A 25,400-nucleotide genomic window follows, 5' to 3' on the forward strand; every position below is an offset into this window, starting at 1 on the left:
CCGTCCAGCTTGGAAATCGACGGCGAGGACACGGACCCGCCAATCAGCCGGGTCAGGGCCAGGGGCGAGGACACGGACCCGCCAATCAGCCGGGTCAGGGCCAGGTTCAGGCCCGTGAGCATCAGGAACGTCGCGAGCGTCACGATGAAGGACGGCAGCTTCGTCTTGACCAGGATCCAGCCGTTGATGAAGCCGATCGTCAGGGACACCAGCAGTGCAATCACCACTCCGACCCATGCGTTCATCGAGAAATACCAGCTGAACAGCGAGGCAGTCAGGGCCGAGGAAATCACGGCCACGCCGGTGGAAAGGTCGAACTCGCCGCCGATCATCAACAGCGACACCCCCACCGCCATGATCCCGATCGTGGAAGACCCATACAGGATCGTTGCCAAAGCATTCGGCTGGGTGAATGTCCCGGACACCGAAGCGAAGAAAATGAAGAGAACAACCGCCCCCACCAGGGCGCCGACTTCAGGACGGGCCATCAACTTGCTCAACGGGCTCCGCTTCGCGACCCGCTCATCCGCGGCAGTTTTGGGTGCCGGGGCAGTAACTAAAGCCATGAAATACCTTTCTTCTCGATCAGCTCGCGCGGCAAGGAAATCTTGCCGCGCGAGCCGAGCGGTCATCGGATTAGCGGATGCCCTGCTGAACGAACTTCAGAACGTCGGAAATGTTGGACTTGTCCACGATCGTCGGGCCCGTGAGGACAGGCTGCCCGCCACCGACCTTGAAACCACCAAGCTTGTTCTGCCAGATCGAGTCAATGGACAAGTAGCCCTGGAGCCACGGCTGCTGGTCCACCGTGAACAGGACCTTGCCATCGTTGATCGCCTGCGCCAGTGCGGGGTTCAGGTCGAAGCTGGCCACCTTGATGGGGCTGTTGGCATCTGCCACGGCTTTGAGAATGGTCAAGGTGAAGGGAGCGCCCAACCCGATGATCACGTCAGCATCCTTGCTGGCCTGCAGTTTCGCCGTCGCAGTGGACTGCACTGCCGTCATATCAGCCCCGTTGACATAGAGGATCTCGGTCCCGGGCACCTTAGTCTTCACGCCTGCGCACCGCTGTTCGAGTTGCACCTGTCCCTGTGACATGATCACGCAGATGGGGTGCTTGTAGCCCTGCGAAGCCAGCTTGGCGCCCACCGCTTCGCCAGCCAGGGTCTCATTGGAACCGAAATGGGTGAACGCCCCCATCTGCGCGGAGACGTCACCGCCAGCGTTGAAGCTCACCACCGGGATGCCGGCGTCGGTTGCCTTCTTCAGCACGTCCTTCATGGCGCCCGGGTTGGCGATGGTAACGGCGATGCCGTCAACCTTCTGGTCGATGGCCTGCTGCACCAACTGGGACTGGCGCCCCGCGTCGGCGTCGCTCGTATAAAGAACCTCGACATTGTCCTTCGCGGCCGCCGCCTCCGCGCCTTTGCGGACGATGTCCCAGAACGTGTCCCCAGCCTCGGCGTGGGTGATGAGCGCTACCTTGATCCGGGGAGTGCTGGCGGCTTGTCCGCCACCGGCGGCGTTGGCGGTGTCAGCCGGCTTCCCGCCTCCGCTGGAACATGCTGCCAGGGCCAGAAGCGGTACTACGGCCAGCGCCACTGCGCCCCGCCGCCAATTGAGCTTTGCCACGTGAAATCTCCTTTGATGTCGCGTACTTCGACCGTCGACCCCGTATCTGTGCCGTCGAAGGCAGGGGACGCCGGAACCATCTAGGTATGAACGGATGTGATCCACTTTTCGCAATGTGATTCAGATCGCTTTGTGGAACGCTCCAACGCTAAATCAAGGCTTGACCAATTGTCAATGGAGCGTTCCAATTAGATTGTGACTGGGTATCCACGCCCTCACCTGCCGTAACTAGCCGCGCACTGTCGCGAGGAGAACGATGATGTACTCAAGCACACCCGAACTAATCGCGACCTGCTGGACCAGCGCAGGAGACGTTGCGCCTTTGACCATTCCCGAGACAAGCCCGGTCCCCCTCGGCGAGCGACTGGAAGCCATCGCCTCTACCGGATGGGCAGGGTTCGGATTGGCGTACGACGACCTGGTGGCCGCAAGCGACACCATCGGCTTCTCCGGGCTCAGGAAACTCATCGATCAAGCAGGCCTCCGCCACGTTGAAGTCGAGCTTCTCAGCAACTGGTGGGACGAATCCCGCTCCCACGAATGGAAGCCGCAATTCGAACTGCTGCTCGAGGCGGCCGAAACACTGGGTGCGCGCTTCATCAAGATAGGAACGGCGTTCGGTGAGCCCCTGGATGATCTCGAATTCCTGGTGGAACCGCTGCGGCACCTGACAACGGAAGCCTCGCAACGAGGGACCCGCATTGCGCTCGAGCCAATGCCGTTTTCGATGGTCGGTTCGATGCCGGCGGCGGCCGAGCTCATGCGATCTGTCGATATGTCGGACTGCGGTTTGGTGGTTGATTACTGGCATGTCTTCCGGGCGGGAACAAGCTTGGATGAACTGTCCCGCAGCCTCACCGCCGAACAGATTTTCGGCGTCGAGCTCAATGACGCTGATGCGGAAATCAAGGGGACACTCTTCGAGGACACCCGCGACAATCGCCGCCTTTGCGGAGAGGGCGACCAAGACGTCGCGGGGTTCATCACAACGCTCCAGGCCATCGGCTTCAACGGGCCGTGGGGTGTGGAAATCCTCTCCGAACAACACCGCAAACGTCCCGTTCGCGAAGCGCTGGAATCCGCCCGCTCGACGGCATTGCGATGCTTCCCGGCCTGACTCGCCTCCCGCCACACCCAACTGACTCGCAGTAGTTGTCGTTTCCGCGCCCCAAAACGACAACAACTGCGAGCTAGTTGGGTGGGGACGCACAAGGAAACGTTGTGACCCAGCTAATGGCGCGGATCGTGGGGTGCTGATAACTTCCCAATGATCGGCTGAGTTGATTGGTGGTGTCCCGTTGCGATCAATCATTGCCCATGCCCGTGCGCTTCATACCGTTCCACCGGCAAGCAACGATCACCTGGCTGCCGTCCGCGTCGCACTGAGCGTCGCCGTGCCGGCCCTTGTGCTTCTTGCGATTGGCCGGGCGGACCTCATCATCTACGCCGTGTTCGGCGCCCTGACCGGCATGTACGGTCGTGCCGAATCGCATCAACTGCGGCTCAAGCACCAGGCCCAGGCCGCCGCCGTGCTCCTGGCCGGCGTCTCGGTGGGCACGTTCTTGTCCGTCTCCCATATCCATTCATGGGGATTGGTGGTAGTCGAGGCGCTCCTGGCGGGTGTTGGCTCGCTGTTCTCGGACAAGGTACGGCTCAAACCAAATGGCCCGTTCTTCGGGATCCTGGCCCTTGGAGCATGCGCGTCCGTCCCCGCGCACGTCCCGTTCCTTGCCGCGGTCCTGATCTGCGCGGCATCGGCAGCGTTTTCGATGGTGGTGGGTTTCGCCGGGTGGCTCCGGTACCGGGTGTGGGAACGTGGCGCCGTCCGGGACATTCCGGCATCCTCGGCGCGGCTGCGCCAAGCAGCCGGACTCCACGCAGCCCGGTATGTGCTCGCCGTCGGCGCGGCAGGTGCTTGCGGAGTGCTCACGGGCAGCGGGCATCCGCACTGGGCGATGGCCGCGGCCGCCGTTCCGCTGGCCGGAGCCGATGTGCCGAGCCGCCTGCACCGCGGCATTCACCGTATCGTGGGGACGTTCCTCGGATTGGCGATTGTCGCCGTCGTGCTCTTTCCAGGACCGCTGTCCCCGCTGCACTATTTCCCCGAGCAAACCACCCTCATCCTTGCCCTGCTGGTGATCGGGTTCCAGTTCCCCACCGAGTTGTTCATGGCCCGGCATTACGGCTGGGCCATGGTGTTCTTCACTCCGGTCATTTTGCTCATGACTCAGTTGGCTGCGCCCGCGGATCCCGGCGTGCTCGTCCTGGAACGCGGGGTGGAGACGTTCGTGGGAGCCGTGATCGGGATCGCGGTGGCGGTGCTGGTCCAGGCGCCCCGGCTTACTTCGCGGACCCGGATTGCTTCGCGGCGAGGCGGGGCGGACCCGACGTAAGCTTCGCCGGCAGGAAGCGCATGACGGCGGTGATCGCTTTGTAGCGCTTCGACGGAATGGAAATCCCTTTGCCCTTGGCGTTGTCTTCCAACCCTTCCCGGACAACGCGCTCGGCGTTAAGCCACAAAAAGCGCGGAGCCACCGACTTGTCCATGCCCATGCGATCGTGGAACTCCGTGTGGGTGAAGCCCGGGCACACCGCGGTGACTTTCACGCCGCTGCCGGCATACGCGGTGTTCGCCCAACGGCTGAAGCTGACCTGCCAAGCCTTGGCCGCCGAGTAGCTGCCCCGGTTCGCGAATGCCGCAACGCTCGCGACGTTGATGATCCGGCCCGACTTGCGTGCCAACATCACCGCCAACGCCGCGTGGCACAGCTCCAAGGGCGTCTGGACATGCAGCCGCAAATGCCGCTTTTCATCTTCCACATCGTTCTTCTCGAAAGAATTCAGCAAACCGATTCCGGCATTGTTGACCAGCACGTCCACCGGCCGCGAAGCGTCCCGCAACCTGGCCACGACAGCCGCAACCCCGACGTCGGAGGTCAAGTCGGCGGGCAGGACCTCCACCGAGATGCTGAAGTCCCGTTCAAGCACCTCGGCACTTGACCTCAGCCGGGTTTCGTCGCGGGCCACGAGGACCAGGTGGTGGCCGGATGCGGCCAGCTGACGGGCGAATTGCGCACCGAGCCCGGCAGTAGCACCGGTGACCAGGGCGGTGAGATCGTTGGCACGAGTTGTCATGCGCCCAGACTAGCGCCGTTGACGCTCCGTGTGGTGATGCACGTCCCGGCCGTCAAATGCCATCTCGACGGCGGTACTCGTACGTTTTCGGTGCTCGCGGTAGAGTGCCTCAAAAGTGCGCCTTTCGAGCCTCTGTGGGGGCCACGGCACACCAACCGGGAGGAACAGACCATGGACGAGGCTCATGGCAGGATTGAATTCCGCGAAATCGACGAGCACGGGAATGCGCTGGAGCATCACCTAGGCGCGGTCGAGGTACCTCAGCGGAGGGCCGCGGTGAATCCGTTCATCATCGGGCTATGGGTGCTCGAGCTGGCGCTCGTCATAGGCATCATGGTGATCATCAATGAGGCGATGGCCCCGCTCACCCCCACTCCGGGAAATACGATGCCGTTCCCGTTCATCCTGATGAACATGACCCCGCAGCTTCTCCAAGCCACCGCTCTGATCCTGGCGACGCTTCTGTTCTGGCACGCCTGGCAATGGCAGAAAAGGAAGGCACAAGGCACCTACACCGCGACGGTGGCCCGCCCGGGGCGGCAGTTCGGCCCGATTACAGCAAAGACGGAAAGTGGCGTGCGGCTGGGGGTGTGAATCGTGTCGCGAACTTCGCAAATTGTTTCCGAATCAGAGATCGGCTGGCTCAATGCCGGGGCCATGACTTAGTCAGCAGGGTGGTCTTCCGGCGTTTTCTAAGGCAAAACCGCGTCTGGCTAATCGTTGTCCGGTTCCCCTACCGGCGGTTCCGGCGGCCAATCGACGTCGAGCTCGTATCCCTCATGCCTGCGCAGATAGGCGGCGATGAATGGGCAATGCGGGATGATCCGCTTGCCGGAGGCGACGACGTCGTCCAAGGCAAAGTGCGCCAGGACCTTCGCCAGCCCGCGGCCCTTGAACTGCGGGCGCGTCTCAGTGTGGAGGAAGTCGATGTGGCCGGGTTTGTCCATAAACTGCGAGATCACGGCTACTTCACCATCGACAAGAAGCTCGTAGCGGTGGAATTTGTCGTTCCTGACCGTTGTCACGTCCGGGCTGAACGACTCTGCGGTTGAATCCGTGAACTCAGTCATGAGTCGAGATTCGCACGTAAACCGGGCTCTGGCAATGGCCCCGCAGGGGCATCGGGAACGGCCGCGGACGGGAGTCCGGCGGGTATCCGTCCCAGGAGCAACACTCCCAGCGCGAAGCACGCCGCTCCCCCACCCAGAAGGGTCAGCGTGAGTCCGTTGAACGCGGCGTCCACCACCGGAATGAAGACCACGACGCCGGCAGTCACCACCGCGACGTGCGTCCTGCCGCGCGCGTGGCTGGCCGCCGTCGGGCGCTCTTCAAGCCTTCCGCACAGCAGCAGGACCGGAATCAAGAGCAGGAGGACGCCCAGCAGCACCAGCGGGCGGGCCCACCACCATTCGGCCGTACCTGCCGCTGGCTTGGGGAAGTCCGTAAGCAGAAGCAGCCCGGACATGGCTGCGAGCAGCGGCAAATGCCACAAGTAGACCGTCATGGACCGCCGGCCCGCCACGGCCACCATCCAACGGATCCAGCGCACGCCGGCCGCCCAGGCAAGAGCGGGGCGGAGCAATTGGAGGGTTGCAGCCTGGGACAAACCCAGAAGCAGCATGCAGAAGTTGGGCGGGTTCAGGTCCACGATCATGTTTCCTGAGTAGACCCCGATTCCAGTCACGAACCCCAAGAGCAGGTTGCTGCCCACGATCAACCCCGCGAACCAGCCCCGGCTGCGTCCAGCGAAGATGCCGTCAGCGATGAAGAAGCCGAATTGCTGGACCGCGCACCACACGAAGAGCATGTTGACGAAGGCGAGCATCGGGAACGCCCCGCGCAAGGAGTCCAGGGTGATCACGGCGGCAACGAGCCCGCCGAGGGTCAACCACGGGGAATGTCCGTGCAGCCGGGCCAGCACGGGAACGCTCAGTTGGGTAGCGAGGTAGGCGGCCAGGAACCACAAGGGCATGCCCGCCCCGGTCGCGATGAGCTGGACCACTTCCGGGTCGACGCCAAGCAGGCTCGCGGCCCAGAGCCCCACGAACATCGACGCCAGCAGCGCAGTTGCCGGACGGATGAGGCGCAGGAGCCGCAGTTGCGCGTAGTCGATGCCGGATCCTCCGCGCGCACGCAAGCGACGCCACGATTCCAGTCCCGTGATCCCGCCAAGGACGAAGAACAGCGGCATCACCTGGAACACCCACAGGACAGGTTCAAACCAGTGCTGTTCCATGAGTGTGTTTTCGGTGGTGACGGTGCCGTCCGGGTGCAGGACCGGGCTGACCATCATGCAATGCGAGAGCACCACCAGAACGAGGCAGAAGAACCGGGCGAGATCGATCACGGGATCACGAGGGCGGCCAAATGCGGCCATGCCCGGCGCCATCTTTTGTTGCCTCGAGAATCCCATTGCGCTCCTTTGCGAACTGCTGAGATCATTGTCCGCCCGCTTGACGGCGGGAACCAGAGCGGGCGACGGGGTGAATTCGTGGGTGCGGCCCGCCCTCCCCGACGCTCGCTCACCTATGACCCGAATATCCCCAACGCTCGCTCACCTATGACTGAAAGCCCCGGGACCGTCGCTCAGATGATCTGAGCGAGGGATCCCGATTTTGGCATCATAAGTGAGCGAGCGTCCCTGCAGGGGAGTTCAGTTGGTTCAGCGGGTTAGCAGCCGTTCCCGTTGCCGCGGATCGCTGGCCGCCGCGCAGGCAGCCAAGGCCAGGCCGAACGCGCCGTCCAAGACCGCCCGGTCCGCGGAGGCCGACGAGCCGTGGGCAGCGAACTCGGCGGTGTGGTGGGCGGCCCCGCCGACGTCGTAGCCGAGCAGCGGATGGATGCTCGGGACCAGTTGCGAGACGTTGCCCATATCTGTGGAAGCTACTGGATCTTCGTTGAACTCAACAGCCCTCCCCCGGGTGGACATTGCTGTCCGGTACGCCTCGGAAAGGTACCGGTCCTGCCTGAGTTCAGCGTAGGCATTGCCCGTGGGGGTGACCTTGAGCGTGCTTCCGCTGGCAAGTGCACCCGCTTCCAGGCAGCGCCGCACGCGTTCCTCGATGACACGCAGATTCTTGATGCTGGGTGAGCGCATTTCGACGCTCGCCCGTGCCCGCTCGGGTATGACGTTGACGGCGCTCCCGCCTTCGGTCACGATCAGCGAAACAACCGAGCCGGGCGGAAGTTGCTGCCGGGCCAAGGCAATCGCCGTCTGTGCGATCACGAGGGCGTCGAGGGCATTGACACCCTCTGACGGAGCGGCGGCGGCGTGCGCAGGCCGCCCTTCGTAAAGCACGTCCCACATTCCCATGGCCAAGGACGAGCCGCCGACGACGTCCTCGGCGCCGGCGTGGGCCATCATCGCCAGGGACACGTCCTCGAAGAAGCCCTCGCCAATGAGATCGACCTTGCCGCCGCTCGTCTCTTCTGCCGGAGTGCCGAGGACCTTGACTGTGATCCCGAGGTCGTCGGCGACGGAAGCGAGCGCGAGTGCCGCCCCCACGGCGCAGGCGGCGTTCACATTGTGTCCGCAGGCATGCCCGATGGTCGGCAAGGCGTCGTATTCGACGCACAGCGCGACCACCAGCTCACCCGTCCCGAACCTCGCGCTGAAAGAAGCCGGGAGCACAGGCTGCGGATCGTCAAAGCTGAAGCCCGCGCTCCGGAGCAGCCGGCTAACCCGCTTGGCGGCCCGGAACTCCTGCCCGCTGAGCTCGGGATCGGCGTGGATCGCGTGGCTCAGGCCGAGGATTTCCGGCTCCCAGCGTTCCAGCGCTGCGGAGATGGAGCGCCCGACGGCGGCCGAAGAGGTCGTGACGGGCGTTGCGGTTTCGAGGGAGGCGGCTTTCAGAGCCGCGGCTTTCATACGGCGACCCCTGCAGTTGTCGCCGCGGCTTTGCGCTTCGGGTAGCGGGCGGCAGCTGCCGCGGCGACCAAGGCCGCGATGGCCAGGGCAATCCAGATCGACAGGAGCCCGCCCTCGCTGATGTGCCCGGACTGGACTGAAGACGAGGAGATGAGCTTCACGACGGCGGCGCCCACCGCGATGCCAACGGACAGCGCCAGTTCGTTGAGGCCGGCCGCCGTCGAAGTTTCCTCCAGCGGAACGCCCTCAACAGACAGTGCCCGGGTTCCTGCCTGATACATGCCAAGGCTCAAGTTGAACATGGCGAATCCGGTGCAGTAGCCGGCCAGGGAGCCGTGCGCAGCCGCCATGACCAGGAAGCCGCCCGCCAGGAGGAGACCGGCGAACACCAGGGTGGCCCGTTCGCCAAACAGACTGAGCGCCTTTGAGGTCAGAAGCGAGGAGAACAGCGAGAGCACCGATGCGGCAGCCAGGACGATTGCGATGATGAGGGGGCTCAGCGCGAAGCCGTAGCCGGTCTTGTCCGGGTTTGAGTACAGGAAGATCCCGTTGGTGCCGAAGTAGCTGATGGAGGCAAAGCCGAAGAAGAAGGTGGCCAGCGAGACCGTCCGGATCCGCGGGATGGCAAGCATCCGCAGGTCCATGAAGCGCTTCCCGTTGACGCGTCGAGCGTCCAGGACCACCCAATAAGCCAACAGCGCGAGTCCGATGATTCCGGATCCCAGGGTCTTGGCATCCAACCAGCCCCAGTCCGGGCCCATCGAAAGCGCCACCACGAAGCCGATGAGTCCCAGGGAACATGCCATGAGCGGCACCAGGGCGAGTCCCTCGCCCGTGGGGGTTCCGGCGTCGGGCAGGACGAAGGAGCAAAGCAGCCCGGCAACCGCGAACGGCACCGCAACCCAGAAACCGAGGGTGGGATCGTCGACGCCGATGATCCCGGCAAGCAGGCCGCCTGCGCCGACCATGATCATGAGCATGCCGATCATCACGCTGACCCCGGTGCGGGTCTGCGCCGGGCTGCTCACGCGCAGGATGCCCATCATCAGAGGGATGAAACCAACCACGCACGTGAGCATGACGACGCCGATCGTCACCGTCCACAGCGACGGCCACATCGCCATCATGACGACGCCGGCCGCGACTACCGCCGTCGACCAGCGCAGGACGAGCCTGTAGCCGTAGCTGTCGCCGAGCCGCGAGATGATCGGCGTGAGCACCGCGAAACTCACGTTCGAGATGAGGAAAATACCGTTGATGGTGGGGTCGTCGATCGAAAAGGCCGGCCCCAAGGCGGGGAGGATGGGGTTCAGGTATCCCTGGGTGACTCCGCTGAGGGATTCGATCAGGGCCATCGCCACGATCATGCCGGTGATCGTCCGGCGGGCGACGGCCGCAGTCGCCGGAGGTGCTGTCTTGCTTGCCATGTGCTTCCTTGAGTGTTGGGGGGCTTCGTTGCCTGGGTCTTCGGATGCGAGCGGGTGATGCGAGTCACAACGTTAGGTCCGCCGTCTACACTGGCTAGGAATTTGTTTGAAATCATCTGAGAACCGCGAATTTTGAAGGAATCAGCCATGATCTCCGAAACTGACCTTGAAATCGTCAATGCCCTTCAGATCAATCCCCGTGCCGACTGGAGCCGCGTGGGGGATGTCCTGGGCTTGTCCGGGCCAACCGTCGCGCGCCGCTGGAACTCTCTTGCGGAGCAGGGACTGGCATGGATCACCCCGGCCCCGGGTCCGCGCTACCTGAGCGCGGGGTGGTCTGCGTTCATCAGCCTTTCGTCGCTGCCAAGCGAGAACGAAGCCCTGGTCCACAAGCTGTGCGCGGAGCCGGCCTTCGGCACCGTTTCGCTGGTGTCCGGCTCGCACGATCTCTTCATCGACTGCTTCGCCTCAAGCCACGAAGAGCTCATGGAGATCGTCACCGGCTCTTTTGCAGGCCTCCCCGGAGTGACCCACCGGGAGGTCGTTTTCGTCACCAAGCTGTACCGGCAGGCCTCCGACTGGCGCAGCGGCACCCTCGAACCGGCGCGGGCCCGGCTCATGTCGGCGGAACCCCTGCCCGCCCCGACCGCCTACGCTCCCGACCGGCTCGACGCATCCCTCTTGGAGGAACTAGCACGGGACGGGCGGGCCAGTTGGGCGGAACTGGGCGCCGCCTGCGGCGTCGCTCCGCAAACGGCACGACGGCGGGTGGAGCGCTTCCTCGCGTCCGGCTACATGACGCTGAGGTGCGATACGTCCGCTTCAGCCCAACAAGGACTAAGGGAAGTGAGCCTGATCCTCAACGTGCCCGCCCACCACGTTGACGCCGTCGGGCGCTATTTCGCGGCCCTCCCGAATTGCAGGCTCAGCGCCCAGGTTCTGGGCGCTCAGAATCTGCTCGTGACGCTGTGGGTGCGCGACTACCTCGAAGTCCAAAGCCACGAGCGCGAACTGGCGGAGCGAGCGCCAGGAAGCGCCGTCATCTCCCGGCAAGCCGTGGTCCGCAACTACAAACGCCTCGGGCACGTGTTGGACGAGTCCGGACGCAGCCGCAGCGTGGTCCCCTTGCCCCTGTGGCGCGAAGGCTAGCCGCCCAACCCTCGCTCACCAATGGCGGGAATTTCCCAAACGCTCGCTCACCAATGGCGGGAATTTCCCAAACGCTCGCTCACGTATGACGGGAAGTGCGGCTCCCATCTGGAAACCCAGACGGCAACCCGAACATTTGCCGTACACCGCGACGGCGCGCGGCGTTTAGTAGAGAGTGCTATCAATCCATGACAAAGGAGTCATCGTGGCACGCGCCGATTTCGCGACAGTGCAGTCAGCCCCATTTCCCTTCGCTCCAGCCGGCCTTGCCAGCGGTCAAGCGCTTGGCCCCGGTTCGGCGACGAGGCCAAACGCCGACGACGATTCCGGGTCCGGCGGCGAGGTCCCCAGCAGCGCGTGGCGGGTGCGCGCCGACGCTTGGGAGTTCCTTGGCTACGCCGTCAAACAGCTGGCCGCCGCCCGGTCTCTCACGGGCGCCGGCCGGCCGCCGCGGGAACTGCCAAGGGACGTCCGAAGGTTGTTGCCGCTGCTGGAATCCCTCGAAATGTATTGGGCGTCTCCGGGGCAGCAATATGTCACGGAAATGCGGCGAATCCTGGAGGCTGGAGAATACCTTGAGGCGCTAAGCCTCATCGAACCGGTCGCGCGACGAGTTGCCGGCCACAACCACCACGCCCAGGAACCCGCACAGGACCCGGAACGCGAATCGGAACGGGTGGAAGAACCCGCCGAGTCGCGCAAGCGGTTCGAGGTCCTCGTGATCGATGACGTCTCCAGCGCCGACCGTGAAGCCCTTCAAACAGAACTGCATAGCCAGCGCCGTCCCGCGGACTCCTTCAACTACGAGCTCGTGTTCGTGCCGAGCTTCGAGGACGCCATCGTAGCTGTCCTGCTCAACCCCGACATCCAGGCGTGCGTACTGCGGCCGGGCTTCGTCCCCAACAGCAGGCAGCGCCTGGGCCGGGATGTGCGCGGCTTCCTGGACAGGTTCCTGGGGAAGTCGCTCCCCGAGCGACCCCTGGACCGCATCCTGAGCTTGGCGGAGAAGCTGGGCCAACTCCGGCCCGAGCTTGATCTCTACCTTGTGGCGGGCGTGGGGATCGAAGAACTCGCCGGTTCCTTGACCCGCCAATTCCGCCGGATCTTCCGCCGCCAGGATGGGCTGGAGCTCCATTTGTCCTTGCTGGCCGGCATCGCGGAACGGTATGAGGCGCCGTTCTTCCACGCGGTCCAGCAATACAGCCGCAAACCTGCCGGCGTTTTCCATGCCCTGCCGGTGTCCCGGGGCGGATCGGTCATCCATTCCAAGTGGATCAACGATCTGGGTGAGTTCTATGGCCTGAACCTGCTCCTCGCGGAAACCTCGGCCACGTCCGGCGGGCTCGATTCGCTCCTGGATCCGCACGGCTCCCTCAAGCAGGCCCAGAAGCTGGCGGCCCGGGCATTCGGTGCCCAGAAATCGCTCTTTGTCACCAATGGAACGTCGACAGCCAACAAGATCGTGCACCAATCGATCCTGGCTCCCGGCGACGTGGTTCTGGTGGACCGAAACTGCCACAAGTCGCACCACTACGCCCTCATGCTGGCCGGCGCGCAGGTCTCGTATTTGGACGCCTACCCTCTGGACGATTTCTCCTTCTACGGCGCCGTTCCTTTGGAAAGCATCAAGCGGATGCTCCTGGATTACCGCCGGGCAGGCCGGCTCCACGAGGTCAAGATGCTCGCCCTCACCAACTGCACGTTCGACGGCATCGTGTACGACGTCGAACGAGTGATGGAGGAGTGCCTCGCCATCAAGCCGGACCTGGTGTTCCTGTGGGACGAGGCCTGGTTCGCCTTCGCGGGCTTCCACCACATCTACCGCCGCCGTACGGCCATGGCTTCGGCCCGGTCCCTCGAGGCAAAGTTCGCGGATCCAGCGTACGCCCGGCGGCACGCCGAACAGCTTCGCGCGTTGGGCCGGGTTGCGGGCGGGGCTGCGGGCGGCGGTGGCCAAGCGGCCAGCGAGCCCGACGACGGCGGGCCCGGTTCCGGCGTCGGGCACGTCAGCGATGAGCTGCTCCTGAAGACACGACTGCTGCCCGATCCGGCGAAGGCCCGCGTGAGGGTCTACTCAACGCAGTCGACGCACAAGACCCTGACGTCGCTCCGGCAGGGGTCCATGATCCATATCCATGACCAGGACTTCGGCCAGTTGAACGAGGAGAGCTTCCGGGAGGCGTACATGACGCACACCTCCACGTCCCCCAACTACCAGATCCTGGCTTCCTTGGACATGGGACGGCGGCAGGTCGAGTTCGAAGGATACGAACTGGTGCAACGGCAGGCAGATCTCGCGGTCAGCATCGCCCAGGCCGTGGCGAGGCATCCCTTGTTGAAGAAGTACTTCCGCGTCCTCGGCACCAAGGACCTCATACCGCCTCAGTACCGCGAAACGAGCCGGCAAATGCCGCTTCGCGACGGGCTCGCGGCCATGTCGGAAGCCTGGGAGCGCGACGAATTCGTTGTTGATCCGAGCCGTTTGACCCTGCATATCGGCCTCACCGGCGTGGACGGCGATACCTTCAAGCACGACTTCCTGATGGACAAGTACGGGATCCAGGTCAACAAGACGTCGAGGAACAGCGTTCTCTTCATGACCAACATCGGCACCTCGCGGAGTGCCGTCGCCTACCTCGTTGAGGTCCTGGTCAAGCTGGCCGAAACCTTTGAAGATGAGCAATCCGGCCTGAGCGGTCTGGGTCAGCGAGCGCGCCTTGCCCGTGTCGCTGCGCTGACCAGCACACCGCCACCCTTGCCGGACTTCAGCCGCTTCGCCGAACGGTTCCGGGTAGATGCGCAGACGCCGGACGGCAACATGCGGGACGCCTACTTCGAGAGCTACAAAGCCGGATCCTGCGAATACTTCAGTGCGGCCGAACTTATGCGAAGGGTCGCCGCGGGAGAGGAAATGGTGTCTGCCTCCTTCGTCACCCCCTATCCGCCCGGATTCCCTGTCTTGGTTCCCGGGCAAGTGATCACGGAGGAGATCCTGGCTTTCATGTCGGCACTGGACACGCGGGAGATCCACGGATTCAATCCGGAACTGGGGTTCAGGGTTTTGACGGGTGAGCTAGCGTCACACCAAAAGCCTGCATAAGTGAGCGAGCGACTGGCCCGGAGGGCACATATGTGAGCGAGCGTTTGCGTCGTAGGACGCTCGCTCATATCTCACGCCATTTCGCCAACGCTCGCTCATATCTCACGCCATTTTCGCCAACGCTCGCTCATATCTTTAGCCGAGCGCCACGGCCAGGATGCCGAGCACGACGGCGAGCAGCGGCGTCGTGCCCTGAAGAACCGCGGGGCGGAGGTACTTCTTGCCGCTCAAGGCGAGCACGATTGCCGCCAGCAGCATGGAGCCGCACGAGCTGAAGACGAGGGTCCAGCCCACCTGCGGATGACCAAGAGCGACGAAGACGATCCCGGCGATCGCCCCGATGGCAAGGAAGAGGTTGTAGAAACCCTGGTTGTAGGCGAGGCCCTTGGTGGTTTCCGCCTCGGACTGGGAAGCGACGCTAAAGCGCTTCCACGTGGCCGGACGGGTCCAGGTGATGGACTCCATGCTGAAGATGTAGACGTGCAGCAAGCCGGCAAGGAGGGCAAAAATCAGGGAGGCTACGATCATGTGCTGATCCTAGCCTCCCTGCGTTACGCGGAGGCGCGGCGGCGTGGCCGCCCCGCGAGCCGCACCTAGCGACTCAGCATGTCCAGTGTTGCTCCGGCGAACGCCCCTGCCGAGGAACCCCAGCGCCCCAGCAGGCCCTGGAGGTTCTCGCCGTCGGCCCGGTGCGGGGTTGTCTCGGCTTCGAGCGTGGCGAGGATGCCGGTGCGGAGCTCCGTGTTGAAGTTCACCTTGCCCACGCGCATTGACGTGGCCTTGACCAGGTCTGCCGCGGGAATGCCTGACGCGCCGTGGAGCACGAGCGGAAGCTCAGTGCGCGATGCAATGTCCTCCAGCACATCCCAGTGCAGCCTGGGCTCGCCGGTGTAACGGCCATGCGCATTCCCCACGGCAACGGCCAGGAGCTGGGCACCAGTGCGGTATACGAATTCCAGTACCTGGCCAGGGGCGGTCAGGCCCGCCGGATGGTCACTGGCCGGATGAGGGTGAAGGTCAGCACCGAAGGCCTTGTCCTCGTCGCCCGCCAGCCCGCCAAGTTCCACTTCGATGACGATGTCCGAAGCACCGGCGTCTAGCACGACCTCATGTACGGAGCGGACCAAAGCGATGTTTTCCTCGAATGGGAGGGAGGAACCGTCGGCCAGGACGGCGTCGGCACCGGCTGCCACCGAATCACGGATGACCTCGAGGTCCGAGGCGTGGTCCAGCTGCACCGAGACCGGCACGCGGGCGTCGTCGGCCAAGGCGCGCAATGCCCCAATGAGCCGCAAGCCGGACGGGGTGGCCGCGGTCTTCGGAGCAACCAGCAGAATGATTCCGCGGCCGGACTCCTCTGCTGCGGCCACCACCGCGAGGGCGGTGGTGAAGTCGTAGCAGGTGAAGGCCGGAACCGCGGCTCCTCGCTCCAGCGCGGAGCCTACAAGGTCGTCAAGGCGTACATGCATCAGTGGGCCAGGCCTCCCACCAGGATCCAGGCGACATAGCTGAGCAGGAAGCCCGCGACGCCCAGGATGGTGGTGAGCACGGTCCAGGTCTTGAGGCCGTCGGACACCGTGAGGCCGTAGTAGCGCACCACCACCCAGAAACCGGCGTCGGTCACGTGGGACAGGCCCAGTCCGCCGAAGCCGATCGCGATCACGATGACGGCGATCTGCGCGGGGGTGTAGCCGCCTTGGGCGACGGCAGCCGAGAGGAGGCCGGTGGTGGTGACGATGGCGACCGTGGCCGATCCCTGTGCGGCACGCAGTGCCAGGGAAATGATGAAGCCGAGGAGGATGATCGGCACGCCCAGGGAGTCCAGCGTCTGGGACAAGGCCGCGCCGATCCCGGAGACCTGCAGGACGCCGCCGAACACGCCGCCGGCAGCAACCACCATGAGGATCGAGGCGATGGGAGGCAACGCGCCTTCGAAGATTTCGCCGGTTTCCTTGAGTGACCACTGGCGGCGGACCGCCAGCAGGAAGAACGCGAGCGCAACGGCCACCAGCAGGGCGAAGAACGGGTTGCCCACGAAAGACGCGACGCCGTACCAGTAGTCCTTCTTGTTGATCAGGAGGGTACCGGCTGTGCCGAGCAGGATCTGGACGATCGGGGCGGCGATGAGGAACATGATCAGGCCCGGACGCGGCGGAGCGACTGCGCTGGCACCGGGACCGTCGTGGCCGACGCGCACCAAGGAATCGGAGCCGAATTCTTCGATCTGGTCGCGGACGCCCGGGAGCAGTTCGTAGTCCTTGCGGTTCATGATGCTGGCAACCCAGTAGGACAGGAAACCGAGCGGCACGCAGATGATGAGCGAAATCATCGCGATCAGTCCGATGTCGGCACCCATGACGCCTGCCCCGGCAACGATGCCCGGGTGGGGAGGAACGGCGACGTGGATCGAGAGCATAATGCCGGCCATGGGAAGGCCGAACTTGATGGGGTGCAGCTTGGCGATCTTCGCGAAGGCGTAGACGATCGGCACCAGGACGATGATGCCTACTTCGAAGAACACCGGAATGGCAACGAGGAAGCCGACGGCGGTCAGTGCCACGGCGACGCGCTTGGCACCGAGCTTCTCGGTGAAGTGGTTGGCCAGCGATTGCACGCCGCCGGACACCTCGATCATGCGGCCCAACACGGCGCCGAGGGCAATCAGCAATGCGACTTTGCCCATGGTTCCGCCCACGCCGTTGGCCACGACGGTGAATACGTCCGCCAAGGGGATCTGCGCGGCAACGGCCACCAGGATGCTCACGGCCAGCAATGCCACGAAGGCCTGGATCTTGAAGCGGATGATCATGAGCAACAGCAGCGCGACGCCCGCAACTGCAATGGTCAGCAGCAGCGGGGTCCCAAGGGCTACGGACGGTTTGATGGCGGGGGCATCAGCTGCCCGGACCGCCAAGGAATTGATGAGGGGAATCATCAGGGGTGTCTCCTTTGACAGAGCCGGCCTGGACTCGAGGCCGGCGAGAGGGGCGACGACGGCGGAGGGGGGCGGGGCGGCGAGGCCGGCGGCACGCGTCGCCTTGCCGACGATGCCCATGTCCTTCACGAAGATGTCCAGACGGCTGAGGACCTCGGGGCCATCCTCGGTGTAAGCCTCGAGGATTCGTGGGCCGCGGTTGGACAGCATGAAGGAGCCAGCGGCACCTGCTTCCAGCGCCGCGAGGGTCTTCGCCTGGTCGAGTCCGAGGGCGTCCGCGAGTGCCATGGCTTCGGCTGCAGCAGCGATGTGCACGCCGCACAAGAGCTGATTGACGGTCTTGAGGGCCTGGCCGTCGCCGGGCTTGTCGCCAACAACGGTGAGCGTGGAGGCCAGCAGTTCGAGCGCGGGGCGGGCCTTTTCCTGGGCCGCCGGCGTCGCGCCAACCACGATCAGGAGGTCCCCTTCGCCGGCACGCTTGGGGCCGCCGGAGAGCGGCGCGTCCACGAGTTCGACGCCGTATTCGGCCAGGCGGGCCACGGCGGCCGGAATAGCCTCGGTACCGACTGTGCTACCGAGGATCACGACGGCGCCCGGCTTGAGCACGGGAGCGACGCCGTTCTCGCCGAAGAGGACGGCGTCGAGCTGTTCGCCGTTGCGCACGGCAAGGAGCAGGGCGTCGGCGCCTTCCGAGGCTTCGCGCGCCGACGCGAAGGTGCGGATCCCGGCGTCGGCGGCGAGCTTCAGGCGCGGCTCGGCGATATCGAAGCCGTGGACGGTGAGCTGGGTCGCCAGGCGGGTAGCCATCGGCAGGCCCATGGCGCCCAGGCCGAGGACGGCGACGGTGTAATTGCTGGTCATGGTGTTCTCCATTGAATGCTGGGGTTGCGTTAGGAAGAGGATCGGCTAGAAGGTGTTGCTGAGTTTGCGCGTGACGTGCGCGAGGGATTCGTCGTCGCCCACGTTGCCGGCGAAGACGATGTACGGGATGCCCTTCGCGGGCCCGTCCACCGGCTCCCACAGCGAGACGATGCCGGGCAACATGGGGCCGCGGACTATCGCGTGGCGGATTTCCAGGCCGTGCGCTGCCACGTCCGAGGACGTGATGCCGCCCTTGGCGATGACGAAGCGCGGCGGGAAGGTCTTGAGCGTCCGGTTCACGATCGCGACGACGGCGGCAGAGACGGTGCGGGCAATCTTCAGGCTCGCCGCGGCGTCGTCGGTCTTGATGAGCAGGCGGCTCGTGTGGACGATGACGTCTCCATTGCGGAGGGCAATGACGACGGCGGCGACCGTCTCGTCCAAGTAGGCCTCCGCGCCGCTAGCGAGCAGTTTCTCGACGTCGATCTCGATGATCCGGGCGGCGCCATGCTGGGCCGTCAGGGCATTGAGCTGGCGCGTGGTGACGCCGACGTGCGAACCAACAACGATGAGGCCACCGGCTGTGGAGGGAGTGTTGCCTTCGTAGGCTTCCTCGCCGCTGAGCGCCTCACGGATTTCCTGGCCGATGCGGCCGCGGACGAACGGCGGACCCACACGGTAGAGCAGCTTCTTGCCGCGGCGTTCGGCTTCTTCCAGCCCGAGGGCCAGTGCCCGGAAGTCGTTCTCAGTGACGATGTCCGCAACGATCGGCGTGGAGTTCGTGGCGGGTTCGATCGCGTCTGCAATGGCCTTGGCGGAAATGGCAGGGTCCTGGGCTGAGGCCCCGGCACGGATGATGTTCAGGTCCAGGACGATCACATCGCTGGCCTGGAACCGGCCCTGCGACTTCTCCTCCACATACCTGGCCATCTCCGAGTTGGCGAAGCCGAAGCTCGCATCCTTGGCGAACTCGGTCTCGGCAACCGGGGTGAGCTTGCCGGCGTCGTGCCCGGTGCCACGCATGTAGTGCACGCCGCCAACGGTGACCCGCCCGGCGTCGGGAAACGCCGGGACGATCACGACGCCGTCGGTCGCCTCGCCGGTCACGTCCGCGACAGTGGCGGCAATGACGTCCGGTTCCAGCGGGTAGTGGCCACGGAGGGTGGAGTCGGAGCGGCTGACGAATCCCAAGCGCAGCTGGGAGCCGGCGGCGGCGTGCGCGTTCCGCACGATTTCCTCGTTGCGGGCAGCGGCCTCAACCGGGTCCAGGCTGCGCGTGTTGGTCAGCACGTAGACGGCAGGCTGAGAATGGCTTTCCGCGATGTGGGCGAACGCCCACGTGAAATCGGCGACCTCCCAGCGGGTGAGGACCGGCAGGTTGGCGACCGACTGGGTGCCGGTGGGGTCGTCGTCGAGGACTACCAGGATGCGGGGCGAGGTTGCGGAAGACGCTGCTACGGCGTCGGCAACCAGCTGAGCGGGGATCTGGACTTCAGCCGGGAAGGCAGCCAGGACATCGGCTTCAAGGGTCACTGTGCACTCCATCGTGGTTTTGAAGGTAAATGTAAGATGTCAGACATCTAATATTTGAATGCTAGTGTGACACACCCGCTTTCGGCTGTGCAAGTGTCAGTCGTCACTATGCTTGGCGCATGCTTCAAGAGCCTCCCGCCGTCGCGGCATTACACGTGGACATGCGCCTCCCGGCGGCCGCCGTTAAGGCAGACTTTCCGCCCCAAACTCCCGTTCTGTTGGTGCACGGCTGGGCGTCGACGTCCGCCTATTGGGAGCCACTCGCCACCGAGTTGCTCAACGCCGGACAAACAGTCTGGATCGTCGATTTGCCTGGGTATCACCGCGGGGACATGTTGCCTCCGGGCTTCCAGTGGACTCTGGAATCAGCTGCCGATTCCGTCGCTGCCGTTGCTGCCGTTGCTGCCAGGAACGCGGCACCGGTCCACATTGCCGGCCATTCGATGGGCGGAAGCGTGGCGCTGGCACTGGCCGCGCGGCACCCGGGGCTCGTGGCCAGCGTGGCCTTGATCGGCATGGTTCCGGCCCCGCCGAACGAAGGCTTCAAATCGATGCTCGAATCCCAGCTGCGGCAAGGCTTCATTGACGACGCGACGCGCGCCAAGTGCATGAAGGCCTGGTTCGGGGCGTTGTCGCCGGAGGACAATCGCTTGCTGAGCCGAGGATTTGAGCTGCCTTTCGAGGTCCTTGGCCCCAGCGGCCTCGCGGCGATGGCCGGAGTGGCTGCCGATGTCCCCGAAAAGGTGACCGCACCGACGCTGGTGATTGCCGGCGTCGGGGACCGATTACGTTCGCTGGACCAAGCGGAAGCCTTCGTGGCAGCCAGCCCGCTGCGGAGGCTCGTGGCAATACCCGACGCCGGGCACAGCGTCCATTGGGAGCAGCCGCATGCTTGCGCCGTGGCGCTCGGCGCGTTTTGGAACGAAAGCCGGCAGCCGCCAGCGTAAGATGTCAGACATCTAGGAACGGAGCACCATGGCACGCAAGTCGCTGGTCGGCGTCGTCGCTGACGAGCTGCTGGACCGCATCGTCGCGGGCGAATTTCCGCCGGGCACAGTGGTTCCCGGCGAACTCGAACTGAGCGCCAAGCATGAAGTCAGCCGCATGACGGTCCGCGAGGCCATGAAGACCCTCGAGGCCCAGAGAATCCTGAGCGTGGAGCGCGGCCGGGGGACTTTCGTCAACCCACTGAACCGCTGGGCTTCCCTCGAAGCTGTGCTGCGTGCGGCTTCGGAAGGAAAGAACGACGCCGCGGCGGCCGTCCAGCTCATCGAGCTGCGCCGCATGCTCGAGACCGGTGCCTGCGAACTGGCCGCCTCACGGGTCTCCCCCGAAGAAATCGACCAGCTGCAGGTTCACGTGTCCGCCATGCAGAAGGCCCACGATTCCAACGATGTGAGCGCGTTCGTCGAGGCGGACCTGGGCTTCCACGATGTCATCCTCCACGCCTCCGGCAACGTCTTCGTCGCTGTGCTCTTCGAACCCCTGCACCGCGTCTTGGAAACCCGGCGCACCCAGACCTCGCAAATCCCCGATATCCAGCGGCACGCGATCGGACATCACCGGGCCATCCTCAAAGCCCTCGAAGCCGGCGACGCCCCCCGGGCCCGCGAGGCCATGGACGCGCACATGCAGCAGACCCTCGACGATCTCAGGACATACGTCCTGGAGGCCTAGGCAGGCCCGGCTCCCCCGCCCCCCTGAGTTCTCGGACGCCCGCTCACATATCAACGGTCGCGGGCGGACCCTCGCTCACATATCAACGGTCGCGGGCGGACCCTCGCTCACATATGAACGGTTGTGAGCGAACGCCCGCTCACATATATCGACCGATCCCAGCAATATCCTGCGGTGTCGTCCTGCAGCACCCTCCAATAAGCCGAGCGCCAAGTTCTTGCCAGATGCCGGCTCCTTCCGCAATGCTTGCAGGTTGCTTGCCATCAGCACCGCCCACGGCCGGGCCGGGCGTCCAGGTCTTGGTTAGAGCGTCATAGCATTCGCCGGAATTCGGATACGCGATCAACGGGATTGAGGTGACTTTGCGGAGGGCTCGAAGCGACGGAGAGACCAGTTCCAGAGGCACGCAATTTACGCCGATCGCGACGACGCGCGGCTGCGTTGCACAGAGCCTTGCGACGTTGGCCAGCGTTGTGCCGTCGCTGATGTGCTCCCCGTCCCGTAGCGTGAAGGAGAACCATGCTTCGACGTTGAACTCTTCTACGAGTGCCAACAGTGCCTTCGTCTCCGAAACCGAAGGCAACGTCTCACATGCCAGCAGGTCCACTCCCGCCTCCACCAGCGCCGCGATCCGGGGCCTGTGGAATTCCATGAACTCGATCCGGCTGAGGGTGTAGTCCCCGCGGTATTCCGAACCGTCAGCGAGGTAGGCGCCATAAGGGCCTACTGATCCGGCAATCAGCAGGGGTCCCGCTTCCGGGTTTTCAGCCAAGTATCCGCGCCTCGCGTCGTCGGCCAGGCGTACGCTCAATGCCACCAGCCCCAAGGCTTCCGCTTCGCCGATGCCGCGCTGTCTGAAGCCTCGCGGCGTGGCCTGGTAGCTCGCAGTGATGGCTACCGTGGCTCCTGCATCGAAATAGTCGCGGTGCACTTGCTTGATCAGCTGCGGTTGTTCCAGAAGCACCTTGGCCGACCAAAGTGGGTCCTCCAGATTGCAGCCCCGCGCCTCGAGCTCAGTGGCGAGTGCGCCGTCCAGCGTCAGCTTCGAGCCGGCGTCGAGCATGCGGGACAGCGTGATCTTACTGGGCATCGTTCGGGGCTCCAAGCAGTTGATCTTCATTCGTGCCTATGTGGGGACGAGATGGTCCAGCGTGACCACCCTCTCACTATATTGGTCATTATGAGCATTTGAAAATGCTTGTAATGATCAGGCCAGTTATGCCACCATGGCAGTCAAGCAATCGGCGCCAAGCGCAGGGAAGAGGACCCCTTGAAGATAGAAATGAAATCAGTGCGCAAGCTGCGCGTACATTGGCCTATCGCGTCCGAGACTTTCGCCGGGCTCGCTGAGGGCGAGGCCGGTGCGTTCCGGAATGACCACGGCATTACGGCACTGCTTCAGGCCTTGGCGGACTCCCCGGAGTTGGGGGACTTTGGAAACTACAGGCACGTTTTCGAGTCCGGCGTGGGATTCGAAGGATTCACCGTGGCTGAAGGCGCCAACCCCACCTTGGGGCAAGTGGGCCAGCGGACCATTTCGCCGACCTTTGTCTTCACGACGTACTTCGACGCCGCCCTGGACGACGAGCGGGTGGATCGGTTCATGCGTCACCTTGTGGAGATCCACCCTTGGGAAGTCCCTGTCATAGAGCTATCCGGCGTCGTGAGCGTCTCATCCACCGCACTGGCAGAGGCCCGCGAGAGCGGGGTCGCATCATGACCGACAACGCCACGACGGATTTTTGGGACGGGCTCCAGCCCCTCATAGCGGGCAGGACGTTCGCCGACTTGACGCATGCATTCCACCCAGGCCAACCGCACTTCCCCGCTTTCCCCGACGAGATCAGGGAAGCCGTGTTCGATCTGGAGAATGGCGACGGATTCACCGCGCACCGCTATTCGATCATCGGGCAATGGGGAACACACGTTGATCCCCCCTCACATTTCATCCGCGGCGGCCGGTCTTTGGATCAGATCCCGGTAGGGGACATGATCCTTCCGCTGGTCATCCTGGACATTTCAGAACGGGTCAAGGCTGATCCCGATGCCACCCCCACGGTGGCGGACATCCACGCATGGGAAAGCCGAAACGGCACTGTCCCGACGGGTAGCTTTGTGGCACTGCGGACAGGCTGGAGCCGACGTTGGCCCGATGCCGACGCCATGGCGAACAGGGACGACGAAGGCATCAGTCACAGTCCGGGCTGGTCGCAGGAGGCCCTCACCTTCCTGATTGAACGACGGTCGATTGCGGCTGTAGGTCATGAACAGACAGACACGGACCCGGGGCTGGCCACTTCCCGCAAGGACTTTAGCCTGGAGACATACGTGCTGGGACAGAACCGTTGGCAGATCGAGCTATTGGCGAACCTGGATGGTCTTCCGGAAAAGGGTGCCGCCCTGGTTGCGACGTGGCCAAAACCCCTTGAGGGAAGCGGCTTTCCCGCCCGGGTGTTTGCTATCCACTGAGTCACGCCCGTCCGGTGGCTAGAATCAGATCCATGCCTAAGACATCCAGCATGGGACGGGGAATCATGGCTGTCCTTGCAGTCGGCTCCCGCAACGCCGAAGGCCTCCCCGGCGGCACAGTCGCCGATATTGCAGCCGACCTAGGCAAGGATCGCAGCCAGGTCTCGCGGAGCCTGCGAGTCGCGGAACAAGAAGGGTTCCTGGAACGCGCCGAGAGGCGATCCTACAACCTGAACTGGTCACTCTTTACCGACGCCCAGCTTTTGACCGAACAACGGCTGCAGACGGACGGGATCACCGCCCTGGAGGGTCTTGCCGGCGAAACGAACGAAGGATGCTTCCTCGGAGTGCTGAGCGGTGACAGCACGGTGACGGTCGGTGAGCGTATTCCGGCGAGCAGCAACATGGTCGGTTCGTGGTTGGGCCGGCCTTACCCGGCCTACTGCAGCGACGCCGGCCAGGCATTGTTGTGGGAGGCGTCCGACGCCGAGGTCCGAACCGTTTTCGCGTCCTCTGCATTTGTTCGCCACGGCCCCAATACTCCGGTCAATGTCGAGGACTTCCTGACGCGGCTGCATGAGGCTAGGGGACGGGGGTATTCCATCGTGGATGAGGAAGCAGAACCAGGCTTGTATTCCCTAGCCGTTCCCGTACGGGATTTCAAACGCGAAGTGGTGGCTGCCCTGCAGGTCGTGGGTCCTAAGACACGGCTGGCAGCGCGGCGGGAACTCTGCGCCTCGGCTCTCGTGTCGTGGGGAAAGTGGCTCGAATCGACGATGGGTCAGGGACTGCCGCAGGCGCTGGCCTAGCTCGCAAGGCCCCTTCCTCCCGTATTGTCCCGAGTACTGCGACCGCATGATCCGAGCCGCGCGGCGGCTTCCGTGAGAACCTTCGCGATTTTCCCGGCCCTGGACTCGATCTGGGGCCGGTTGCCCAGAACACTAAGTGAAGCAAGAATCGCTCCTTCCGGGTCACGGACAGGAACGGCCAATTCGTAGACGCCATGTTCGAATTCTTCGGCCGCCACTATGAAGCCCCGGTTCCGGTCCCTGTCCATCAGCTCGCAGACCTCCTCGGTCGAGTGGGCCGCGCCCGGACCGCCGACACCGATGAAGTTGGCGTCCTTGAGGAGATCCTGAATCGCGGCCTGCTCGTGATCCCACAAGAGTGCCCGGCCTGATCCCGTGCACCATGTCGGCGTCACCATTCCAGGTTTGACGAAGCTGCCAGGGAGCGCGTCATTGCTAGATGCGCGCAGGAGAATTACCCGGAAGCCCTCGCGGACAGAAACCCTGGATCGGAGGCCAAGCGTGGCCACCAGCGCCTCCAACTCGGTTCTTGATTGGCGAACCCAGCCAGTATTAAGCGACGCCGCGAGGCCGAAAAATTGCGGGCCTGTCCGGAACGGACCGCGTTCGACCCTTTCGAGAAGTCCCAAATCACACAATTCCTGGGTCAGCCGGGATACGCGGCTTTGCTCCATGTCCAGCTCGGAGGCGAGCTGGGAGACGCCGAGGAGCCGCCGGCCCCACTTCTCCCGGTCCGCGACCAAGCGCACAATACGAAGTCCTTGTGCCATGGACGACGCTTCCGAGGAAGAATCCATTGTCAATG

Annotated in this window: 23 protein-coding genes and 1 pseudogene; 10 read left to right on the forward strand and 14 right to left on the reverse strand. The window is 64.2% G+C overall.

The window, feature by feature from the left end; genetic code table 11:
- On the reverse strand, window positions 1–566 hold a 566-nt coding region (locus AB4068_RS14565; protein ID WP_441433729.1), incomplete at its 3' end, for an ABC transporter permease.
- Between the two features lie 70 nt (window positions 567–636).
- Window positions 637–1,632, reverse strand: a complete 996-nt coding sequence (locus AB4068_RS14570) for a substrate-binding domain-containing protein (protein WP_284754399.1) — start codon at window positions 1,630–1,632, stop codon at window positions 637–639.
- A 256-nt stretch (window positions 1,633–1,888) separates the two neighbouring features.
- Here AB4068_RS14570 and AB4068_RS14575 point away from each other — a divergent pair, with 256 nt between their 5' ends.
- Window positions 1,889–2,749 carry a sugar phosphate isomerase/epimerase family protein gene (locus AB4068_RS14575; RefSeq protein WP_441433730.1) on the forward strand — a complete coding sequence of 287 codons (861 nt, stop codon included), beginning with the start codon at window positions 1,889–1,891 and terminating at the stop codon, window positions 2,747–2,749.
- A gap of 181 nt (window positions 2,750–2,930) precedes the next feature.
- Complete coding sequence (locus AB4068_RS14580; RefSeq protein WP_441433731.1) at window positions 2,931–4,025, forward strand: FUSC family protein; 1,095 nt, start codon at window positions 2,931–2,933, stop codon at window positions 4,023–4,025.
- On the opposite strand, the gene AB4068_RS14585 is transcribed toward AB4068_RS14580, so the two are convergent.
- Window positions 3,973–4,767: an SDR family NAD(P)-dependent oxidoreductase gene (locus AB4068_RS14585; protein WP_441433732.1), complete on the reverse strand. Its 795-nt coding sequence runs from the start codon at window positions 4,765–4,767 to the stop codon at window positions 3,973–3,975. The two genes, AB4068_RS14580 and AB4068_RS14585, sit on opposite strands and share 53 nt — an antisense overlap.
- A gap of 18 nt (window positions 4,768–4,785) precedes the next feature.
- Here AB4068_RS14585 and AB4068_RS14590 point away from each other — a divergent pair, with 18 nt between their 5' ends.
- Window positions 4,786–5,361: a hypothetical protein gene (locus AB4068_RS14590; protein WP_441433733.1), complete on the forward strand. Its 576-nt coding sequence runs from the start codon at window positions 4,786–4,788 to the stop codon at window positions 5,359–5,361.
- A 119-nt stretch (window positions 5,362–5,480) separates the two neighbouring features.
- Here AB4068_RS14590 and AB4068_RS14595 read toward each other — a convergent pair whose 3' ends face one another.
- The 4 genes from AB4068_RS14595 to AB4068_RS14610 form a co-directional block, all read right to left on the reverse strand.
- Window positions 5,481–5,837 carry a GNAT family N-acetyltransferase gene (locus AB4068_RS14595; protein WP_059388386.1) on the reverse strand — a complete coding sequence of 119 codons (357 nt, stop codon included), beginning with the start codon at window positions 5,835–5,837 and terminating at the stop codon, window positions 5,481–5,483.
- Window positions 5,834–7,180 carry an acyltransferase family protein gene (locus AB4068_RS14600; RefSeq protein WP_441433734.1) on the reverse strand — a complete coding sequence of 449 codons (1,347 nt, stop codon included), beginning with the start codon at window positions 7,178–7,180 and terminating at the stop codon, window positions 5,834–5,836. Before AB4068_RS14600 ends, AB4068_RS14595 begins: the two co-directional genes overlap by 4 nt.
- A gap of 249 nt (window positions 7,181–7,429) precedes the next feature.
- Window positions 7,430–8,635: an amidohydrolase gene (locus AB4068_RS14605; protein WP_441433735.1), complete on the reverse strand. Its 1,206-nt coding sequence runs from the start codon at window positions 8,633–8,635 to the stop codon at window positions 7,430–7,432.
- Complete coding sequence (locus tag AB4068_RS14610) at window positions 8,632–10,062, reverse strand: MFS transporter (protein ID WP_059388383.1); 1,431 nt, start codon at window positions 10,060–10,062, stop codon at window positions 8,632–8,634. The genes AB4068_RS14605 and AB4068_RS14610 overlap by 4 nt, the downstream gene beginning before the upstream one ends.
- Before the next feature lie 147 nt (window positions 10,063–10,209).
- On the opposite strand from AB4068_RS14610, the gene AB4068_RS14615 reads away from it, so the two are divergent.
- Together AB4068_RS14615 and AB4068_RS14620 are read left to right on the forward strand one after the other, a co-directional pair.
- Window positions 10,210–11,211 carry an Lrp/AsnC family transcriptional regulator gene (locus AB4068_RS14615; protein ID WP_441433736.1) on the forward strand — a complete coding sequence of 334 codons (1,002 nt, stop codon included), beginning with the start codon at window positions 10,210–10,212 and terminating at the stop codon, window positions 11,209–11,211.
- 205 nt (window positions 11,212–11,416) lie between these two features.
- The gene (locus AB4068_RS14620) at window positions 11,417–14,311 is read left to right on the forward strand and encodes an aminotransferase class I/II-fold pyridoxal phosphate-dependent enzyme (RefSeq protein ID WP_441433737.1); all 2,895 of its coding nucleotides are present in this window, start codon (window positions 11,417–11,419) and stop codon (window positions 14,309–14,311) included.
- 135 nt (window positions 14,312–14,446) lie between these two features.
- Here the strand turns inward: AB4068_RS14620 and AB4068_RS14625 are convergent, their stop codons facing one another.
- The 5 genes and pseudogenes from AB4068_RS14625 to AB4068_RS14645 form a co-directional block, all read right to left on the reverse strand.
- Complete coding sequence (locus tag AB4068_RS14625) at window positions 14,447–14,839, reverse strand: DUF1304 domain-containing protein (protein WP_284990807.1); 393 nt, start codon at window positions 14,837–14,839, stop codon at window positions 14,447–14,449.
- Between the two features lie 65 nt (window positions 14,840–14,904).
- The gene (locus tag AB4068_RS14630) at window positions 14,905–15,780 is read right to left on the reverse strand and encodes a class II fructose-bisphosphate aldolase (protein ID WP_441433738.1); all 876 of its coding nucleotides are present in this window, start codon (window positions 15,778–15,780) and stop codon (window positions 14,905–14,907) included.
- Window positions 15,780–17,246 (reverse strand): GntP family transporter, encoded by a 1,467-nt coding sequence (locus AB4068_RS14635; protein WP_059388381.1) that lies wholly within the window; start codon window positions 17,244–17,246, stop codon window positions 15,780–15,782. Before AB4068_RS14635 ends, AB4068_RS14630 begins: the two co-directional genes overlap by 1 nt.
- A 60-nt stretch (window positions 17,247–17,306) precedes the next feature.
- Window positions 17,307–18,107 (reverse strand): annotated as a pseudogene (locus tag AB4068_RS14640) (NAD(P)-dependent oxidoreductase); the annotation flags it as partial.
- 45 nt (window positions 18,108–18,152) lie between these two features.
- Complete coding sequence (locus tag AB4068_RS14645; protein ID WP_441433739.1) at window positions 18,153–19,640, reverse strand: four-carbon acid sugar kinase family protein; 1,488 nt, start codon at window positions 19,638–19,640, stop codon at window positions 18,153–18,155.
- Between the two features lie 119 nt (window positions 19,641–19,759).
- On the opposite strand from AB4068_RS14645, the gene AB4068_RS14650 reads away from it, so the two are divergent.
- Window positions 19,760–20,587, forward strand: coding sequence for an alpha/beta fold hydrolase (locus tag AB4068_RS14650; protein WP_441433740.1), 828 nt, complete (start codon window positions 19,760–19,762; stop codon window positions 20,585–20,587).
- A gap of 28 nt (window positions 20,588–20,615) precedes the next feature.
- A complete protein-coding gene (locus tag AB4068_RS14655) occupies window positions 20,616–21,317 on the forward strand; it encodes a FadR/GntR family transcriptional regulator (RefSeq protein ID WP_059388380.1) in 702 nt (233 codons plus the stop codon).
- A 139-nt stretch (window positions 21,318–21,456) separates the two neighbouring features.
- Here AB4068_RS14655 and mmuM read toward each other — a convergent pair whose 3' ends face one another.
- Window positions 21,457–22,407 carry a homocysteine S-methyltransferase gene (gene mmuM, locus AB4068_RS14660; protein ID WP_441433741.1) on the reverse strand — a complete coding sequence of 317 codons (951 nt, stop codon included), beginning with the start codon at window positions 22,405–22,407 and terminating at the stop codon, window positions 21,457–21,459.
- A 192-nt stretch (window positions 22,408–22,599) separates the two neighbouring features.
- Here mmuM and AB4068_RS14665 point away from each other — a divergent pair, with 192 nt between their 5' ends.
- Genes AB4068_RS14665 through AB4068_RS14675 form a run of 3 tightly spaced genes read left to right on the forward strand, consistent with a single transcriptional unit; the run spans window position 22,600 to window position 24,595 of the window.
- On the forward strand, window positions 22,600–23,037 hold the full coding sequence (locus AB4068_RS14665; protein WP_306972647.1) for a hypothetical protein: 438 nt from the start codon (window positions 22,600–22,602) through the stop codon (window positions 23,035–23,037).
- Complete coding sequence (locus AB4068_RS14670) at window positions 23,034–23,786, forward strand: cyclase family protein (RefSeq protein ID WP_390282955.1); 753 nt, start codon at window positions 23,034–23,036, stop codon at window positions 23,784–23,786. Before AB4068_RS14665 ends, AB4068_RS14670 begins: the two co-directional genes overlap by 4 nt.
- A gap of 32 nt (window positions 23,787–23,818) precedes the next feature.
- Complete coding sequence (locus tag AB4068_RS14675) at window positions 23,819–24,595, forward strand: IclR family transcriptional regulator (RefSeq protein WP_441433742.1); 777 nt, start codon at window positions 23,819–23,821, stop codon at window positions 24,593–24,595.
- Here AB4068_RS14675 and AB4068_RS14680 read toward each other — a convergent pair.
- Window positions 24,592–25,392, reverse strand: a complete 801-nt coding sequence (locus AB4068_RS14680) for an IclR family transcriptional regulator (protein ID WP_441433743.1) — start codon at window positions 25,390–25,392, stop codon at window positions 24,592–24,594. The two genes, AB4068_RS14675 and AB4068_RS14680, sit on opposite strands and share 4 nt — an antisense overlap.
- Window positions 25,393–25,400 lie beyond the last annotated feature (8 nt).

Source organism: Arthrobacter sp. 2RAF22 (assembly GCF_052115325.1).
Taxonomy (GTDB): Bacteria; Actinomycetota; Actinomycetes; order Actinomycetales; family Micrococcaceae; genus Arthrobacter.

Coding starts and splice junctions, on each gene's coding strand:
- AB4068_RS14575 (WP_441433730.1), top strand. CDS start 1,889: ATGATGTACTCAAGCACACCCGAACTAATCGCGACCTGCTGGACCAGC.
- AB4068_RS14585 (WP_441433732.1), bottom strand. CDS start 4,767: ATGACAACTCGTGCCAACGATCTCACCGCCCTGGTCACCGGTGCTACT.
- AB4068_RS14595 (WP_059388386.1), bottom strand. CDS start 5,837: ATGACTGAGTTCACGGATTCAACCGCAGAGTCGTTCAGCCCGGACGTG.
- AB4068_RS14600 (WP_441433734.1), bottom strand. CDS start 7,180: ATGGGATTCTCGAGGCAACAAAAGATGGCGCCGGGCATGGCCGCATTT.
- AB4068_RS14605 (WP_441433735.1), bottom strand. CDS start 8,635: ATGAAAGCCGCGGCTCTGAAAGCCGCCTCCCTCGAAACCGCAACGCCC.
- AB4068_RS14610 (WP_059388383.1), bottom strand. CDS start 10,062: ATGGCAAGCAAGACAGCACCTCCGGCGACTGCGGCCGTCGCCCGCCGG.
- AB4068_RS14615 (WP_441433736.1), top strand. CDS start 10,210: ATGATCTCCGAAACTGACCTTGAAATCGTCAATGCCCTTCAGATCAAT.
- AB4068_RS14625 (WP_284990807.1), bottom strand. CDS start 14,839: ATGATCGTAGCCTCCCTGATTTTTGCCCTCCTTGCCGGCTTGCTGCAC.
- AB4068_RS14630 (WP_441433738.1), bottom strand. CDS start 15,780: ATGCATGTACGCCTTGACGACCTTGTAGGCTCCGCGCTGGAGCGAGGA.
- AB4068_RS14635 (WP_059388381.1), bottom strand. CDS start 17,246: ATGATTCCCCTCATCAATTCCTTGGCGGTCCGGGCAGCTGATGCCCCC.
- AB4068_RS14650 (WP_441433740.1), top strand. CDS start 19,760: ATGCTTCAAGAGCCTCCCGCCGTCGCGGCATTACACGTGGACATGCGC.
- AB4068_RS14655 (WP_059388380.1), top strand. CDS start 20,616: ATGGCACGCAAGTCGCTGGTCGGCGTCGTCGCTGACGAGCTGCTGGAC.
- mmuM (WP_441433741.1), bottom strand. CDS start 22,407: ATGCCCAGTAAGATCACGCTGTCCCGCATGCTCGACGCCGGCTCGAAG.
- AB4068_RS14665 (WP_306972647.1), top strand. CDS start 22,600: ATGAAATCAGTGCGCAAGCTGCGCGTACATTGGCCTATCGCGTCCGAG.
- AB4068_RS14670 (WP_390282955.1), top strand. CDS start 23,034: ATGACCGACAACGCCACGACGGATTTTTGGGACGGGCTCCAGCCCCTC.
- AB4068_RS14675 (WP_441433742.1), top strand. CDS start 23,819: ATGCCTAAGACATCCAGCATGGGACGGGGAATCATGGCTGTCCTTGCA.
- AB4068_RS14680 (WP_441433743.1), bottom strand. CDS start 25,392: ATGGATTCTTCCTCGGAAGCGTCGTCCATGGCACAAGGACTTCGTATT.